The following is a 17,169-nucleotide window of genomic DNA, read 5'->3' on the forward strand; positions in this document are numbered from 1 at the left end:
TTTATTGGTTAAATAACGTTTGAACTTCAGCAGCGGTTATCGCACGTTTATAAATCCGGATATCGTCCATAGCGCCATTAAAATACCAGGGAAGCGATTGGTATTGCGCCCCAAATTTCAACTCACCACCTGGGCACGAATCCATTTTATCGGCAGGCAGATTATCCGTTTTGAATACCAGCACGTTGTTAAAATACATTCGGGCCGACCGGCCACTGTAGGTAAATACAAGATGATACCAGGTGTTCAATGTAACGGGGCTGGTAAATATTAAATCCTGCCAGCCTACACCACCCTGACAATTACTATTTTGCTTAATATCCGTTATAAACGTAAGACCAGGACCTATATCATTCTCTAGTTTTATCAACGAGCTATACGTTTGCGGCAAGCCATCACTGAAACGTGCCTTGTTATAAATCTGCATCCGCCCAGTAGCGGCAACAGGCTTTATCCATAAGCTAATTGAAAGGGCTTCAGGATTTAATGTATTATTATCATCCATATAGAAGTAATCACCCGACCCATTTAACGAAATCGCCGAGCTAGCCCTGCCTTTATGATCAGTTACGAAAGTAGGCGCACCAACCAATTTGACGTGATTGCTATTCCCGCTGGCATCCAGCAATGACCGATCGGTAAATGACACGGAGGCAACTAAATCCTGTGTAACTGCGTCTATCTGGGTTGTGAACGTCATCACATCGCCATAAATAACATCGCCAGAAGCAGTCATGGCATACGGGCGGTAGTAATACGTTTTGTTCGGAGTCAGGTCGTTCAGGTTAACCACAACATTCGCATTGGGAGCCGGGCTGGTCACTTTTACCGTCGATGAATTTTTAATATCAGGCGTACTACTGCTCGACGAATAGCAGATTCCATACTCCACAGCGGCTGGACTACCGGGACTCGTCACAACAAAATTGACCGAAGCCGTTGTCGTCCCAATTGAAGCCGTGCCATTAACAGCAACGGCGGGGTTTTGTCCAGTCCGGAATGTTTGCACATCACTATAGCCTGGTGTTGATACCGATGAGTTAACGGCAAAACTACGCACGTAATAAAGCGTGTTCGGCAGGAGAGCCGTTAGCGAAAATGGTGCTGAGCTATTAATAGGCAAAGCCGTCGTTTGGTCAACTACATTATCCTTGTTGATGTCCGGTACAGTATTGGTTGCCGAGTAACAGATTCCGTAGCGGGTAATGGTTGAATTACCTGTCGATGTGATCGTCATTCGCACCGCTGCTGATGTCGTCAATATATCGGTCGGGGGCTGCATGGTTACGGTTGGCGAACTGGCATTACTTACCGAAATCACCTGCTGAAGCACGGTTTCCTGGTTACACGAATTTGTCAACGTTGCTTTGGTCGTGTAGGTACCCGAGGTTGGGTAGGTGTAGCTAACTGTCATACCGGTGGTAGCCGTAGTGCTGCCATTACCAAAATCCCAGCTTACCTTATCGATGGTTCCAGTACTGCCGCTGATTGAAAAATCGACCTTCAGTTGTTGGCTTTGCGTAACAAGCGTACCCGCTGGTTTCACGCATTCCCGTTGTGATTTACGCGTAGGAATCTCCCAGTTACCGCAACTCAACAAGAGCGCTCCGCTGCTCATCATCAGGCAAAAACTTATATAACCAACCAGGGCTGTTTTATAAAACGGTTTGATCTGGGGTCGGTTTTGAGAAACCGACTCAATATGTACAAATGAGGTTTTGAGAAACCTCGCAGCGTCAGATGTAAGCATCTGACACCACAAAAAGGCCGGACTTATTTTATAAAAAAGCGCTATATAACCAGATAAACGATTCATTGTCAAGAGAATTAAAGAGTAGGTGGATAGAGAAATCAAAAGGTATAGCTAATGGCCAGCCCCCACGATTGTGAGGACGGTTTCCAGTTCAGTGCATTGATGCGCGACTTTGGTTTGTGAACCAGCAGGTAGATTTCGGTAATGGTGGCTACGGCTGCAACACCCAGGCAGGCTTTGAACAAGCCATTTTTTTGCTGGGCCGCCTGAGCTGCTTTATAGGCATCACCGTATTGCCGGTAGGTATCTGGATTCGCAATGACGCCACTACCCGTTGGATCGGCAGTTTGACTAATCTGATTCAGCGCATCCATTTTCGACTGGTAGTCATGCCGTAAGAGGACGGCATAAGCCCCGGCTCCTATGGCAACTACGCCTGCAGCTACTTTTAGCCCAATGAGCTTAGGGGGACGTTGAATGATCGCAATCTGCTTCATTTTTTCTTCGCAGTTCCGAATCTGTAACATCAGTGTTGTCTGCTTCGTGGTATACTTAAGGGCCTCTATATAGCGCGCTTTGGCCTCAGCATATTTTTGTTGACCGTATAACTGATTGCCCTCTCGCTCGTAATAATCAGCCAACTGCGCCTTTGTCAGCGCATCATCGGGATTGAGATTCAGGAGTTGACCAAAGAAACGGATAGATTCCGGTCCTTTACCCTGCTGCATGGCTTCATCGGCCTGTTGACGCAGCTTCAGCCCTACTGTGCATTCCTGAATCTGTTCTTTCGCATACGCATCGTTTTCGAAACCGGGGACTTCGAGGCAGTTCTGATACTGTCGGCGGGCTTCGAAGTATTTACCTTCCTTAAAAAAATCGTCTCCTCGTTTTTTGTACCGATCATATTCATCATCGACATGAACTGTTGTTACGGATGGCCTGCCTATTGCCTGCTTTCCAGGCAACACAGCAACGGATACGAACAGAAACAGGATGAACTGGTGTAGTGGTTTACGCATTATAATTGGGGTTACTGATTGGTGCACTGTTTAATTTTCCGTCTGACCTCCTCCGTATCTTTCAGGGACTGTGCTACCTGATACCAGGCCTTCGCTCCTTCAAACTCGTCGGTTGCGAAGATTTTATTCGCTTTGTTCATGTAGAGTGTGTAAGCTGCATTCGCTTTATCGGTACTCAATGCCGGGTCTTTTGCCAATTCCTCCGCCTTAGTAAAAGAAGCAATAGCTTTCACTTTGTTATTCCCGTTAGCGATCGCTTTCATGCCTTCTTCAATCAACTGGTCATAGGCATCCTGCTTCTCTTTCAGGTGTTTTTCCTTATTATCTATCTCAGGTTCAACCTCCTTTGGCTTTCCGGTTTCAGGTACTGTCTTTGACTCATCATTTGGCGTAGGACTAACCGGAGATTGTTCGGTCGGCGGATTCTTCTGGATTTCTTTACGTGCAGCCTCACGTAATGCGCCTACATCCTGGCGTGTGGGGTCGAGTTGTAGCGCGCTAGTAGTCAGCCCCACAACCTGATCATAATCCGTTAGTTTATACGCCCGGCGAGCTTTATCAAGGGCAATATCGATTCGTTTCTTCAGTGCATCTTTCGATTTATCAGAAACGAATTCCATACCCGGCGTTTCCGACGATTTTGGGGTTGTTAGCTTCGTACTTTCGATGGGCGGAATACCTGCCCTTGAGAGGCTATCGGGCTTCTGCTCTGTTGCCAGCTTAGTTCCTCCCGGGTTAAGATACCAGACAAGGCCACCCATAACCACGATTGCCGGAGCCACAAGCTTCCACGGAAAGGTTCGACCAGCTGTGGTGCTGGTCGATTGTCCAATAGCCGGTTTGGGTACCATCTCACTTTGTGTGGATGGACTGTGCACTTTAGGAGCAGGGGCTGATGTTGGCCTGGATTTCGTTGCTTTTTGGGCTACAACCGGCGTTGGAGCCGAGGGAGCTACATAAACATCGGTCCGTTCTTCCTGATAAACATCGGTCAGCTCCGACTCAACAACCAGCGGTTTTGGCCGAAGTTGCTCGATGCACAAAGCTAACCCCCGAATGGCCGCTTCATTGGTTGGGTTGAGTCGTAGTACCTGCTCGTACTGACTTTTGGCCTGCTCAAAATGCTGTTGTCCCCGTAAACTGTCGGCATCGTTCAGCAGCGTAGTCAGGTGTTGCTGCTGAAGTGCTTCCGTGCATTGGTCCAGTTTAGTCTGGGCCTCGGCATGTTGTTCCCGTTTAGCCAGCACCTGCTCAAATAGGTCGATCGCCTGCTGGTAATCACCCTGCTTGAGTAGTGTATTAGCCTGCGTCATCAGTTGCGGAATCTGGTCCAGCAAATCCAGCAATTCGTCTTCTTTCCGAACCCGCTCGTGAATGTCGCGGACCAGACATCGGCGAATCATAGCCTCATAGGGCTCTGGAATCTCACTTAGGCGAGCCGGTAGTTCGACGGTTATAATTTTCTTCTCAATCTCCCGTCGCACCGACTGCTCGCTGCTATTCCGTAAATCGGCCCGGAATGGCTTTTCGCCCGTCATCATTTCGTAGAGAATGACACCAAACGCCCATAAATCGAGATTGAAACTAACCCGGCTCCCTTCAATTTGTTCGGGCGCTTTGTAGGACGGCGTACCCCGACCGTCGCTCAGGTCGAAATCAGAACTGTCGAGTTCGTCATCGCTCACTAATTTGCTGAGGCCAAAGTCAGCAATCTTTGGAATAAACCGCCCGGCATTATCGCGGGAGATCAGGATGTTGGCGGGTTTAAAATCGCGGTGAACAATGCGGTGGCGGTGCAGGTGCTGAAGGCCCAGTAAGATACCCCGCGTAATATCATAAATCTGCGTGGGTGTCAGCGCTACGCGCCGAAGCAGGTCAGCCAGGTTGCCATCCGGGTAGTATTTCATGATGGCGAAATCACTAATACTCGTATCGGTTTCCAGCCGGTGGCAGGCATCGTAACGGGCAATATTCGCCTGCCGGGGCACCCGTTGTGCCAGTTCAACTTCGGCCTTTAGCGACTTGGTATCGCTGCCCTTAAACTCGCTGATTTTTATTGCAACCCACTCCGTTTCGAGCTGATCTTCAACCTTTATAACCCGGCCGTATGTACCAACGCCTAACAGAGCGCCCTCATCGTTCGGGCGAATCGGATAGCGTTTTTTAAAGTCAAGAAACGAAGTAAACGTCTGGTTCATAATAGCGGGTTAGGTAGCGTGGATAGCTTAATCAAAGATACGCTAAAGGCAGATTATCGGAAAATCGGCCATAAAAAACCGGCGTCTGTTTGCCTCGCGTTCGCTGTTTAACCAGCGGAGCTACGTACCGATGTAACTCTCGAATCGTAACAATTCCATTCCCGTCGAGATCACCGTACCCCGTCAACCCTCTGAGCAGAAAATACGTAAAGGCCCCTCCTGCTAAGCGTCGATCTTCAATGGCATACTGCGTCGATCGACTGGCCAGTAGCATCGCCACGTTGCTTCCGTCACGTACCTGTTTCGCTAGGGCCCGTTGGCTGGCCTGCTGACGGGTTATTCCTCCCGATAGACAGGCATCGGCGATGCATAATTTTGTGATCGCGTCAGAATCATGAAAAGCCGCTTTAATGGCGGCATAGGTTAGCAGGTTGTCAGGCTTGCCTGGTCGGGCATCGTAGGGAACAAAACTATCGGGCAAGCCATGACCTGAAAAGTACAGGATAATCCGGTCGTTTGGCCCCGCCTGTCGAAAGAGCATTAATGCCTGTTGAATAGCAGTTTGTGTAGCCTGCCGATTGGTCAGAAGCCGAATGTGCGAGGCAGGTACGCTACCACCAGCTTTACTCTGCAAAAAAGCAACAACCTGCCGGGCATCCCGGTCGGCAAATCGTAAATCGCCGGTTGAATAGGAAAGAGCCTCATAATCGGCAATACCTACGACTACCGCATAGGTTTGCCCACTTACCGGCAATGGCCAATATCCCAATACCATTCCTATATTAATCAGCAATAGAGTCAGCATCGTGTTAAAAGGCATTGACTGACCGAACGGGTTCGGTTTGTGTTACGTGGCTGATGCCAATTAAATAGCCCGAGTAGTTATCTTTTGTGCTCCCATCGCATAAGGCTTGCAACGATCCTATTTTAGCCTGATCGGGCATATCACCAGCCAGCAGGGTGCTTAGTACATAGTCGTCTATTTTTTCCAGTACGCCATCCGTACACATAAAAAAGTAATCGCCCGCCCGAACGTCGGCCAGGACCGTAATGTCCGGCGTCGGCGGGTTCATCGGTCCATTTTTATCGGCAGCGCTAACGACCACGGCCCGGCTCAACCGATTCCGCCAGGGATGGGTCAGTGCCTGAGTAGCGGTAATAATTCCGGACTCAACCATGTCGTTTACCTGCCGGTGATCCTGCGTCTGAAAAATGATCTTACCCCCTCGTAGCTGATACACCCGGCTATCCCCAATGTGGGCTACGGTAGCCCCGCGCTCATGGAGTTGCAGTAACGCCAGTGTCGAACCCATCCGGCTAATTAGCGGATGCTGGCTCAAATAGGTTGTGTAGGATTCATACGTCAGATGAAGCGCAGCCTGTATGTGCACGACATCAAAAATCGGATCGTTCATTGACGCAGCATAACGCACTATCGTATCACAAAGTAATTGGCTGGCAACCTCTCCCTTATCGGCACCGCCCATGCCGTCGCAAACAACAAAAAGCTGCGTTTGCGTAGTAGCCTTATCCACTGTAGGATATAACGTATCCTGATTGACAGTCCGTTGGCCAATGTGCGAAAAGGCAATGGGCAATGATGGATGAATCTGCATCGTTTACTGCGTTCGGTCGGGGTTAAAATCCAGTTCAATTGTATAGGTCTCAAGCATGGCTGGTGGAATAGCAAAGTGCGTTAGTCGAAACCGATCGACCCCGCCCAGCGTGATAATACCTCCATCATTAACGTCGATAATTTCGGTTTTCTGTAGGCCTGTACCGTTTAAGAACGTACCGTTCAGGCTATGCTGACTTATATGAGTCGTGGCATCTACGGCACCATCCCGAAGCTGGTAGCGCAGTTGGCCCGTCCATTTATCAAAGGTGACGGTTAGCGTACAATGTCGACGACTGATGAAACACCGGCCATCATGCACAAACCGGGCTACCTGAACCGTACAGGCATCAGCTGTACCGATAACATTAGCTCCAAACTGTAGCGGGTAGTTTGTTTCGGGATTACCCAGGTAGGTTAACTGCCCAAATGCGGGAATTCCCTGAACGATAGCTTCGCTGTATTGACTTGGCTTTTTCAATACATTCACAGCTCCGCAACCCACATGCGAACACGTAATCGAGCCTCGCTCCGTATCGGCGGCACGAACCATAATGCGCCGTCCGCACTGCTGGCAATTGATAAGCGTTGTTTTAAATCCACTCATGTGCCCTATTCGTCCATGTCCTGAACATCACCATCATTCACATAAGTATCATCGGAGTCGTACGAATCATCCGCCTGGCTATGATCGGTATGCGCTGGCTCATCGGCGATGTCATTTTCATGAGAGACTGCCAGCATAGGTGTTGGCGTTTCGTCGGCATCCAGGATCGAATCGACCACTTCTTTGGACATACTCTCTTCCAGGCCCTGGCTAAACTGATCATTACTCAACACAATCGAATGATCTAAGCGAACGGCTGCCGTTAGTTCACCATCCAGCGAATCATACAGATACATCGTATCTAACCCATCATCGCCACTGGCATCGACTATGCGGTAGGTATAGCCATCAGTTCCTTCCATAACCAGTGTATCGATCACGCCATCCTGATCAAAATCAAGACCCATTACCCGCTGCCCGTTCAGATGCCCTTCAATAATGGTGGGTTCTGAAACAGCTTCTGTTTGCTGTCCGGCAACAGGTGCAGCCGTATGGGTATTCGGTTGGGTATAGGGCTTAACGGGCAGATGCTCGCCGGTAATATTTTCTGTGTACTCCTGCCGCTGTGCCAGCGAGAGACTCCCCCATTCTTCTTTCTCAAAGGTGTTGTACCAGTGTCCATGCCAGCTAAAAACACCCCCCATCCCAACTTCCTCGCGGGCGGTTTCAAACGCCTGTTCAAACGTCATATTGTCCGTTGTTTTCCTCGCTACATCGACATCATCGGGTAGCGTTGCAGGAACGGGCCCATCTGATGGCGTTGGCTCATCGACAGCCGGATGCTCTTTTAAGTTAACAATCTGGTGGCTGATGGCCCAGGCCGACCCGCCCAATAACAACGTGGCGGCTGAGATGCCCAGCATTTTTTTGGTATTCAGTCCTGATTTGGTGGGGATAGAAGCGGAAGAGCCCATCGTGTATGAATCGGTTTGTAAATCGGTTTGATCGGAAGGTTGCGACATGGTGACTAAGTAATAAACCGTGAAGGATGTCAGTTAAGGAAATGGAGAATGTAAAATGAACAATGGCTACTGAATAAGGAGTTGATCACTATGAGTTCGTGATTATCCATTGCACAGTATATAGTCTTCTTTTACTTAATAAGTCTGGCCCGAAAAAGGTAAGTCAGAAAAAGAAAGTTTTTTTATTGAACCCAAATCGCCTGGCACCGGCGACAGGTTTTTTGTTGGGCCAGCTGTTCCCATTCGCGGGTACCAAATGAATCCCGGCAGTTGGGATTGGGGCAACGGTAGCGCTCTTTAAATTCTTTGTCAATGATTTCCAGTTTCTCATCGGTCGACAATAAGGTGGAGCACAACGTAGGTACCAATACGCTTAAGCCCGCGCCCGATAAGATCTGAAGCAGTGGTAAGGCAGCCCCTCCCGTCGACAGTACGGCGCTTACACTCACAATGGAAGAAACAATAACGCTCCCCGTTCGAATCATCTTCTCGCGATTCCGGCAATCCCGACGCAGTTTCGGATACTGCTCAAAAACCTGTTTCAAATCAGCAAATGGGCCGGTAAAATCAAGCGGATTAAACTCCGATTTAGGAAGAACAGGGAGAACGCGTTCCGCTATAGGGGCTGAGTGTACCGGCAAAACCGGTTCGGTCTTCAGTAAGGCAAGCAGTTCATCAATAGCAAATACAGTATCAGCCAGTCGAAGCGTATCGTTTCGGTCAACAACTTTACGGGTAATCCGAACATCGTTGACAAACGACCCATTTTTGCTGGACAGATCTTCGAAAATAAAGCTGGTTGGGGTACACTGAATCAGCAGAGCATGTTGCCCGCTTACTTTCCCGTTAGCAACAACAATTGAGTTCGTTGCCGCTCGCCCAATCGTATAGGTAGGCAGTCGACTTAAGTCGTCGATCAGTTGGTCAAACTGGTCATTGTTCGTGGATACAATCATTAAGGGTATGGTGTGTAAATACTATTGGATGAGCAAATTAAAAAATAGAATACATTAATCTTAATTTACTGATGTACTTTCTGATTAATAAAGGTTTATCTATTAGAAACTACTATTCTGTGACCACTGAAGGGTCTCACGGTTTTTTCAGATACTATGGGGGCTTAGTACACAACCGTATTATACAAACCGTCTACGAACTAAGGCTCATTGACGTTACAGGAACAATATTTGAGAATCTCTAATCCATTATTTTTCAAAAAACTGAAAATAAATTTATCTACGCAAAAAGACTGCGCAGATGGGGTAAACCTTTGTATCGTCAAGTTCATAAAACAAACATCGACGATCATGAAATTCAACATCTTCAACCGCGCCAATCCCAATGACATCAAAAGCGTCAACTATGAAGGCGCTAAAGCGTTTGCCCTAACAACTGAAATGGAGTTGTATGCTGCCGTGGTAACGACGATGTTAAACGACTCTACGTATGAGAAAGCCGATCAGCGAGTACAGCGGATTCAGGCATTGGTGGCTCAGGCAAATCCGGTGTTCGTAGCAAAACTGGCGGTTTATGTCCGGGAACAACTGTATCTACGGTCAACACTAATTATGTTGCTGGGTGAGTTGGCAAAAGTGCACAATGGCGATGATTTAGTGGGAAAGGCCGTTGGTCGGGCCGTTCAGCGTCCGGATGAAATTACGGAATTACTGGCTTACTACCAGCTAACAAACCAGCGTACCGGAACAAAAAAACTCAACCGCATTTCGAAACAGATGCAGAAAGGACTGGCCGTGGCGTTCAACAAATTCGATGAATATCAATTTGCCAAATACGAGCGAGCTACGGCAGTAAAGCTTCGGGATGCGCTGTTTCTGGTTCATCCGAAAGCAAAGGCAGAAACTCAGCAAGCTGTTTTCGATAAAATCGCAACGGGAACCTTGACGACGCCCTACACCTGGGAAACTGAGCTAAGTGCGCTGGGTCAAACCAAATTTGCTTCGGAAGCGGAGAAAGTAGCCTCCGTTCGGGCAAAATGGGAAGAACTGATTGCCAGTGGGCGGTTGGGATACATGGCCACGTTGCGCAATCTCCGCAACATGCTCGAAGCAGGCATCAGCGGAGCGCATATTGAAACGGTTTGCGCGTTGTTAGCCAGCGAAAAAGCCGTTCGGAATGCCAAGCAGTTACCTTTTCGGTTTCTGTCGGCTTATCGCGAGTTGAAGGCGTTACCACTTGGCCATGTACCCATCGTACTCGAAGCCCTCGAAGATGCGATCTATGCCAGCGTAGCCAACCTACGTGGTTTCGACTATCAGACCAGCGTAGTTGTGGCCTGTGATGTATCGAGTTCAATGCAGAAGGCAATTTCGCCAAAAAGTAAAGTGTTATTATATGATATCGGCTTGTTATTGGGGATGCTGTTGCAGGCAAAGTGCCGGAACGTGCTAAGTGGCATGTTTGGTGACCGATGGAAACCCATTGCTCTACCTACGCGGCAGGTACTGGCCAACGTGGACGAATTTTACCGGCGCGAAGGAGAAGTAGGTTATTCGACCAACGGTTATCTGGTGCTCGAAGACCTCATTCAACAACGGTACAAGGCAGATAAAGTAATGGTATTCACCGATGTGCAATTGTGGGACAGTAAAACCGCTAACAAAAGCCAAACCAATACGTTATCGGCGAAATGGGCAGCATACAAACGTATGTTCCCCAATGCCCGATTGTATTTGTTCGATCTGGCGGGCTATGGTAACTCACCCCTACGAGTCGAAAAGAACGATGTTTATTTGATTGCCGGATGGTCGGACAAAGTGTTCGATGTGTTGCAGGCACTCGAAGAAGGTCAAACGACGCTAAGCACAATTGAACAGATTGCGCTTTGATAGACTAAACAGGATGTCGTAGGAGTGGGTTACTTCGCACCATGAAGGGGAGGAATCATGTGGCTTCCAGCGTGGAGTGAGATGGTCCAGTTCGACTCTGGCAAGCAATGCCCCATTTCCCGTTCCGCTTGTTACTCCTGTTTTTTACCAATTATACAGGTGCCGTAGACTAAGGTTACTTCGTCAGTCGCCGGTTCGATCCTGGCCATTGGGTAGTGTGTACCCAATGTAGCTCAGTTGGTTAGAGCAACCCACGTACCTTATCAATAGTTGCCCTGTATATAATTTAAGTAAGTGCCGTAGACTAGAGTTACTTCGCTGAGGTCGAGAGGGTCGCCGGTTCGAATCCGGCCAATAGAGCAATCTGTTGTAGCTCAGTGGTAGAGCATCTAATGTACTCTTATCGCTTGTTGCCTTGCTTTTTTAATTTAACCATGCCAGAAGCTGCGTCCTGAAAGGATGCAGCTTCTGGCATTTTTATATCTTGGTTTATTGTTAAAAAAGAGATGGTCCACTGAGTGAGCGGACCATCTGCAAAACCCACCTAATTAAACAAAACCCGGCCAATTGGAGAGTGGCCTCCATATATACGGTAGCCAGAACGATCTGGTTTTCTGCCCGTGCATTCACTCCTTTCTGCCAGCAATCAGTTTGCTATGATTTTAGCGAATAGGCAACTTTCGATTAAACCACGATTAACGAAGCCAAACATAGGTTATCTTTGCCCGGTTTTTACCCGCTCGTACACAAGAAGGCGCAAGCCTAGTATATGGAAGACAAAAAGCATTTAGATACTGTGACAGCCGCTGGCTTGCTGGTGGCAATGGGTATCATTTACGGCGATATTGGTACGTCGCCCCTGTACACACTCCGGGCTATTGTTGGGCCAAACAATCCGATTCGAGCGGATGTAGTCCGGGGAGCACTTTCCTGTGTACTATGGACGCTCACCCTGCAAACGACCGTTAAATACGTTATCCTGATCCTGCGGGCCGATAACCGGGGAGAAGGGGGAATTTTCGCTCTGTATGCGCTGGTTCGCCGACACGCTCGCTGGCTAACGCTACCGGCTATTATTGGTGGATCGGCCTTGCTGGCCGATGGGATTATTACCCCGCCCATTTCGGTATCCTCGGCAGTTGAAGGACTTAGGTTATTATACCCCGCCATCACCCACATCCAGATCATTGAAATTGTCATTGCGATTCTAACCATCCTGTTCCTGATTCAGGCGTTCGGGACAAGTGTGGTTGGTACCGCTTTTGGCCCGATCATGTTTGTTTGGTTTGTCATGCTGGGTACGCTGGGTATCGTTCAGATAGCACAGGCACCGGGTATTCTGGCCGCCATTAACCCCTATTATGCCTGGTGGTTATTGTCGGAGTATCCGGGTGGTTTCTGGCTGCTGGGTTCGGTATTCCTCTGCACAACCGGGGCTGAAGCGTTGTATTCCGACATGGGCCACTGCGGCCGGGCCAATATTCGGGTGAGCTGGGTATTTGTCAAATCCTGTCTGGTACTTAACTACTTCGGTCAGGGGGCCTGGTTGTTAAGTATCGAAGGCCAGAGCCTGAAAGAACGTATTCCATTTTATGAGGTTATGCCGCCCTGGTTCCTGACCATTGGTATCAGTATTGCCACAGCCGCTACCGTTATTGCCAGTCAGGCCCTGATCAGTGGTTCATTTACGCTCATTAGTGAAGCCATCCGGCTTAATTTCTGGCCGAAAGTTCGGTTGCGTTACCCGAGTGTTCAGAAAGGTCAGTTGTACGTTCCGAGTGTTAATTTCCTGCTTTGGGCAGGCTGCGTGGGCGTAGTCCTTTACTTCCGGGAATCATCGAATATGGAAGCCGCGTATGGTCTGGCCATTACGCTGACCATGCTGATGACCACCTTACTGATGTCGTACTACCTCTATACGCACAAGTATCAGGCATGGTGGGTAGTCCTGTTCCTGACGGTTTATCTGGGTATCGAGGGCTCTTTTCTGGTCGCGAACCTGATCAAGTTCCCGCACGGCGGCTGGGTATCGGTGTTAATCGGCGCAACCATTGCCGGGGTCATGTACATCTGGCTACAGGCGTTCCAGATCAAACTTCGCTTAACGGAATACGTCCGAATCGACCAGTACACACAGGCCATTAAAGAACTCAGCCGCGACATTAGTATTCCGAAATACGCTACCCACATTGTCTTTATGAGCAATGCGGCCCGGCAGTCGGAAATAGAGTCAAAAATCATTTACTCCATCTTCCAGAAACGCCCAAAACGCGCGGATATCTATTGGTTCGTTCACGTCGATACTACCGATGATCCGTATACGATGGAGTATAAAGTGAACACCATTGCGCCCGACGATGCCTATAAAGTGACCTTTAAATTAGGGTTCCGCGTCGAGCAACGGATCAACCTGTTCTTCCGCAAGGTAATCGAGGACATGGTAAAAAATAAAGAAGTGGATATTACGAGCCGTTACGAATCACTTAGTCGTCAGAACGTTATCGGCGATTTCCGCTTCGTGGTACTTGAAAAATTCCTGTCGTTCGAGAATGAATTGCCCACCCGCGAGCGGATCATTATGAATATTTATTTCAGCATTAAAAGCTTCACCACTCCCGAAGACCGCTGGTTTGGCTTAGATAGCAGCTCGGTTAAAATTGAAAAAGTCCCGCTGGTTATCCGTCCCGTGGAAAACGTCCAATTAAAACGCATCACTTCGTAAATGAAGAATGAAAAGTGAAGAGTGATGAATAGCTTACCCTAGTGTATTCGCCATTACTCCTCATTTTTCATTCTTCACTCTTCACTAATTTATGAAACTTCTCATCACCGGCGGGGCCGGATTTGTTGGCTCATCGCTGGCTATTTCATTAAAACAGAACTATCCGCAATATCAAATCTTTGCACTCGATAATCTCAAACGGCGCGGATCGGAACTGAGTCTGGCTCGGTTAAAAGCGGCAGGCATCGAGTTTCTACACGGCGACATTCGGAACAAGGAAGATTTCGACGCACTCCCCGCCGTCGATACCGTAATCGAAGCCTCTGCCGAACCGTCGGTACTGGCCGGTCTGGATGGAACACCCGATTACCTGATCAATACCAACCTATTTGGCACAGTTAATTGCCTAAACTATGCCCTAAAGCATAAAGCTAATTTCATTTTCCTGTCGACAAGCCGCGTTTATCCGATTAAGACCATCGAAACCCTCAATTTCGAAGAGGCCGATACGCGCTTTGTATTGACCGACAACCAACCCGTTCCGGGCGTATCGTCGAAAGGTATTGCCGAAGATTTTCCCCTCACGGGTGCCCGGTCGCTTTACGGCACTACGAAACTGGCGTCGGAGTTACTGATTCAGGAATACAATGAATTTTACGGACTGAAAACGGTGATCAACCGTTGCGGGGTGATTACCGGACCCTGGCAGATGGGGAAGGTGGATCAGGGCGTTATGGTACTCTGGATTGCCAAACACTATTTTGAGCAGAAGCTCGCCTACATTGGCTACGGTGGCACCGGCAAACAAACCCGAGACATGCTTCATATTGCCGACCTGTATAGACTGATTGACTGGGAATTACACAACCTCGACAAAGTAAACGGTGAGATTCTGAACGCGGGTGGTGGTGTCGAAAGCAGCGCGTCGTTGCAGGAATTGACTCAGATTTGCCAGGAAATAACGGGCAAAACTATCCCCATCACACAGGTTGCCGAAAACCGGGCCGCCGATATCCGGTTGTACATCACCGACAATACCAACATAACAAACCTCACCGGCTGGAAACCCCAACTCGGTATCCGCGAGATTGTGAGCGATATTCACGACTGGCTCAACGAAAATCGGGCCGCTCTGGAGCCGATTTTGAAGTAAGGCTATAAGGCTATTTAAATAACTACTTAACCTATTAAAGGCTTTTATATTATAATATATAGGAGCTTTTAATAGGCTAAGCACACTATAAGTAAAACCGTATCTACTCTTTCTTGATCACATTAGGATCAAGAAAGAGAGCAAAGGATTTTCGGTAAGATTCGCCTATTGGAATTTCTTTGACTTGATCTTTCCGTCGAATATGGATTTTCCCTTTATTGATTGCAATTACTTTATCCTTGGCAATAATATACGATTTGTGTACCCTTTTAAATTGACTAGTTGGTAGTTGTATTTCGATAGTACTGATTGCCAATGTTGAAACAATTCGATCTGTCTCTGTAAAAATTGAAATATGATTCCGTTCGCTTTCTATCCAGCAAATTTCAGCAAAATAGACAGCTTGTAATTTACCTTCAGATTTTATATATATAAATAAATCACTATTAGATTCGGTTGTCAAACGTTCGATTCTCTCCAGAGCTTTTTGTACTGCTTTCAGAAAACGATCAAAAGAAAAAGGTTTATGTAAAAAATCAACAACGTCCAACTCATAGCCTTGCAAGGCGTACTGAGAATAAGCTGTAGTCAAAATATATTTATGTCCATAGCCCATAATTTTAATAAACTCAATACCATTTATGAGATAGTTCGGCATTTCAATATCCAAAAAAACAAGATCGATAGTATTCTCTTGTAAATAGCGTACAGCTTCGGATGGATCTGTGAATGAGTGTCTCAATTCCAAAAATGGAATTTTATTGATCAATGTTTTCATGTGCTGAATAGCAAACTCCTCATCTTCAACAAGTATACAAGTCATAATCAACTATTAAGAGCTAGCTTTTATGGTTATCCAGCAGGAAAATAAATTATCATTTTGCTCAATTTTAAAAGAGTGCGAAGAAGGGTATGTCAAGTTAAGCCTACGTTGAATATTTGCCAGTCCTATTTGTGTAGAATTAATAGTAGCTCTATCATTTTTTCGATTGCATATATAAAAATCGATTCTATCTATATAACAGCTAATTTTAATTACTAAAGGGTAGTTCTTTTCATTTAGTTTTCCATGCTTAAACGCATTTTCCACCAAACTGATCAATATGAACGGAATAATTAATTTTTGCTTAGTAATTCCTTCTATAGTAAAATTAATATTGAGTTTATTTTCGTTACGAAGCTGATGTAAATCAATAAAATCTTTCAGGTAAGCAATCTCTTCATCTAGGGGAACAAAGTCTGAATCCTGGCGTAAGCTATAGCGCATAATATCAGATACTTTTAGAATAGAACCTGCTAAATCATCAGAATAATCAAGGCTCTTTACGTAGAGGTAGTTTAACGTATTATATAGAAAATGAGGGTTAAGTTGAGATTTCAGAAAATTCAATTCAGCACGTAAGGACTCTTGCTTAAGGAGCATTTTTTGTTCTTCCTGAAAGTTCTTTTCTCTTTCTCTGTCTAGTTCCTGCTGATTGACAGTATCTATGGCATTGGCAATATCCTGAGTCACAGCAGGAATAATTTTTATCATATCAAGCGTAATCCCCGTAAAGAAATAGCCGGTAAAAAAGGCAATTAAAATAAAAATCAACCATTCGTTAAAATAACGAGACACGGTCGGGGGATTTAATCCTTCTGCACGTAATGTTTCTTGGCGACTTAAAGCCCATTTTTGCTTTTTTTGAATGGCTAGTTCGTAGCGATTTGATTCAGTGGCCGTCAGGTAATTATAGCGATATGAAAATCCTATTCGATAAGCCGTATAAAAAAGAACACAAATCACAATGATGAACCAAAAAAACGAAGCTGTTCTTCCAATAAGAATGGCCGTTAAAACGATTAATGAATGTCCAAAGGCAAAATCGGCAAGTATAGAATCGTTTGATGGATTTCCAAAGCCAATCATGTTTAAAAAGGCCATAACCATAATGGATAAAATACTAATCCATCGAATGGAGTTATCTAACCTACTATCTGTCTGAATGGCAAACGGTTTTCCACAAATAATAATTTCTCGTTTATTAGTTAAGACTAAACCACTATAAATAGCCGAAAAAAGATTAGTTACGCCTACAAGCAAATAGACATAGCCTAAAATTATATGAGGAACAAAATGGCCTGTGTTTAATTTTTCAGCAATTAGGAAAATTGGGCAAAGCAATAAATAAGTAACATTTAAATAGATAAGCAATCGTCTCTGCTTATTAGCAAAGGGTTCTGGAAAAAAAAGGAGCCATCCCTATTAGTTCACAAGAGTGGGGAGGCTTCAAGAGTTCAGCCATTTATGCCCG

At 46.6% G+C, this 17,169-nt stretch carries 13 protein-coding genes and 1 tRNA gene; 4 read left to right on the forward strand and 10 right to left on the reverse strand.

The genetic code is table 11. The features are described 5' to 3' along the window. Window position 1: 1 nt before the first annotated feature. From ACYVGO_RS22220 to ACYVGO_RS22255, 8 genes are all read right to left on the reverse strand, one after another. Complete coding sequence (locus ACYVGO_RS22220) at window positions 2-1,816, reverse strand: LamG-like jellyroll fold domain-containing protein (protein ID WP_460971150.1); 1,815 nt, start codon at window positions 1,814-1,816, stop codon at window positions 2-4. A 35-nt stretch (window positions 1,817-1,851) separates the two neighbouring features. After that, the gene (locus tag ACYVGO_RS22225; RefSeq protein WP_460971151.1) at window positions 1,852-2,772 is read right to left on the reverse strand and encodes a tetratricopeptide repeat protein; all 921 of its coding nucleotides are present in this window, start codon (window positions 2,770-2,772) and stop codon (window positions 1,852-1,854) included. 11 nt (window positions 2,773-2,783) lie between these two features. Continuing rightward, entirely contained in the window at window positions 2,784-4,970 is a 2,187-nt protein-coding gene (locus ACYVGO_RS22230) for a serine/threonine-protein kinase (protein ID WP_460971152.1), read from the reverse strand. A gap of 31 nt (window positions 4,971-5,001) precedes the next feature. Further along, on the reverse strand, window positions 5,002-5,790 hold the full coding sequence (locus ACYVGO_RS22235) for a caspase family protein (RefSeq protein WP_460971153.1): 789 nt from the start codon (window positions 5,788-5,790) through the stop codon (window positions 5,002-5,004). Then, entirely contained in the window at window positions 5,780-6,586 is an 807-nt protein-coding gene (locus ACYVGO_RS22240) for a PP2C family protein-serine/threonine phosphatase (RefSeq protein WP_460971154.1), read from the reverse strand. The genes ACYVGO_RS22235 and ACYVGO_RS22240 overlap by 11 nt, the downstream gene beginning before the upstream one ends. Before the next feature lie 3 nt (window positions 6,587-6,589). Further along, a complete protein-coding gene (locus tag ACYVGO_RS22245) occupies window positions 6,590-7,192 on the reverse strand; it encodes an FHA domain-containing protein (protein ID WP_460971155.1) in 603 nt (200 codons plus the stop codon). A 5-nt stretch (window positions 7,193-7,197) separates the two neighbouring features. Next, complete coding sequence (locus ACYVGO_RS22250) at window positions 7,198-8,154, reverse strand: hypothetical protein (RefSeq protein ID WP_460971156.1); 957 nt, start codon at window positions 8,152-8,154, stop codon at window positions 7,198-7,200. A gap of 182 nt (window positions 8,155-8,336) precedes the next feature. Continuing rightward, window positions 8,337-9,110: an FHA domain-containing protein gene (locus tag ACYVGO_RS22255; RefSeq protein WP_460971157.1), complete on the reverse strand. Its 774-nt coding sequence runs from the start codon at window positions 9,108-9,110 to the stop codon at window positions 8,337-8,339. A 351-nt stretch (window positions 9,111-9,461) separates the two neighbouring features. Here ACYVGO_RS22255 and ACYVGO_RS22260 point away from each other — a divergent pair, with 351 nt between their 5' ends. The 4 genes from ACYVGO_RS22260 (at window position 9,462) to ACYVGO_RS22275 (ending at window position 14,875) form a co-directional block, all read left to right on the forward strand. Then, window positions 9,462-11,000, forward strand: coding sequence for a TROVE domain-containing protein (locus ACYVGO_RS22260; RefSeq protein ID WP_460971158.1), 1,539 nt, complete (start codon window positions 9,462-9,464; stop codon window positions 10,998-11,000). Between the two features lie 227 nt (window positions 11,001-11,227). Continuing rightward, window positions 11,228-11,359, forward strand: a tRNA-OTHER gene (locus ACYVGO_RS22265). A 410-nt stretch (window positions 11,360-11,769) separates the two neighbouring features. Next, on the forward strand, window positions 11,770-13,722 hold the full coding sequence (locus tag ACYVGO_RS22270) for a KUP/HAK/KT family potassium transporter (RefSeq protein WP_460971160.1): 1,953 nt from the start codon (window positions 11,770-11,772) through the stop codon (window positions 13,720-13,722). 91 nt (window positions 13,723-13,813) lie between these two features. After that, entirely contained in the window at window positions 13,814-14,875 is a 1,062-nt protein-coding gene (locus tag ACYVGO_RS22275) for an NAD-dependent epimerase/dehydratase family protein (protein ID WP_460971161.1), read from the forward strand. Between the two features lie 103 nt (window positions 14,876-14,978). On the opposite strand, the gene ACYVGO_RS22280 is transcribed toward ACYVGO_RS22275, so the two are convergent. Both ACYVGO_RS22280 and ACYVGO_RS22285 read right to left on the reverse strand, forming a co-directional pair. Beyond that, complete coding sequence (locus ACYVGO_RS22280; RefSeq protein ID WP_460971162.1) at window positions 14,979-15,698, reverse strand: LytR/AlgR family response regulator transcription factor; 720 nt, start codon at window positions 15,696-15,698, stop codon at window positions 14,979-14,981. 9 nt (window positions 15,699-15,707) lie between these two features. Continuing rightward, entirely contained in the window at window positions 15,708-17,069 is a 1,362-nt protein-coding gene (locus tag ACYVGO_RS22285) for a sensor histidine kinase (protein ID WP_460971163.1), read from the reverse strand. Between the last annotated feature and the right edge of the window lie 100 nt (window positions 17,070-17,169).

This window comes from Spirosoma migulaei, from assembly GCF_054776855.1.

Coding starts and splice junctions, on each gene's coding strand:
- ACYVGO_RS22220 (WP_460971150.1), bottom strand. CDS start 1,816: ATGAATCGTTTATCTGGTTATATAGCGCTTTTTTATAAAATAAGTCCG.
- ACYVGO_RS22225 (WP_460971151.1), bottom strand. CDS start 2,772: ATGCGTAAACCACTACACCAGTTCATCCTGTTTCTGTTCGTATCCGTT.
- ACYVGO_RS22230 (WP_460971152.1), bottom strand. CDS start 4,970: ATGAACCAGACGTTTACTTCGTTTCTTGACTTTAAAAAACGCTATCCG.
- ACYVGO_RS22235 (WP_460971153.1), bottom strand. CDS start 5,790: ATGCCTTTTAACACGATGCTGACTCTATTGCTGATTAATATAGGAATG.
- ACYVGO_RS22240 (WP_460971154.1), bottom strand. CDS start 6,586: ATGCAGATTCATCCATCATTGCCCATTGCCTTTTCGCACATTGGCCAA.
- ACYVGO_RS22245 (WP_460971155.1), bottom strand. CDS start 7,192: ATGAGTGGATTTAAAACAACGCTTATCAATTGCCAGCAGTGCGGACGG.
- ACYVGO_RS22250 (WP_460971156.1), bottom strand. CDS start 8,154: ATGTCGCAACCTTCCGATCAAACCGATTTACAAACCGATTCATACACG.
- ACYVGO_RS22255 (WP_460971157.1), bottom strand. CDS start 9,110: ATGATTGTATCCACGAACAATGACCAGTTTGACCAACTGATCGACGAC.
- ACYVGO_RS22260 (WP_460971158.1), top strand. CDS start 9,462: ATGAAATTCAACATCTTCAACCGCGCCAATCCCAATGACATCAAAAGC.
- ACYVGO_RS22270 (WP_460971160.1), top strand. CDS start 11,770: ATGGAAGACAAAAAGCATTTAGATACTGTGACAGCCGCTGGCTTGCTG.
- ACYVGO_RS22275 (WP_460971161.1), top strand. CDS start 13,814: ATGAAACTTCTCATCACCGGCGGGGCCGGATTTGTTGGCTCATCGCTG.
- ACYVGO_RS22280 (WP_460971162.1), bottom strand. CDS start 15,698: ATGACTTGTATACTTGTTGAAGATGAGGAGTTTGCTATTCAGCACATG.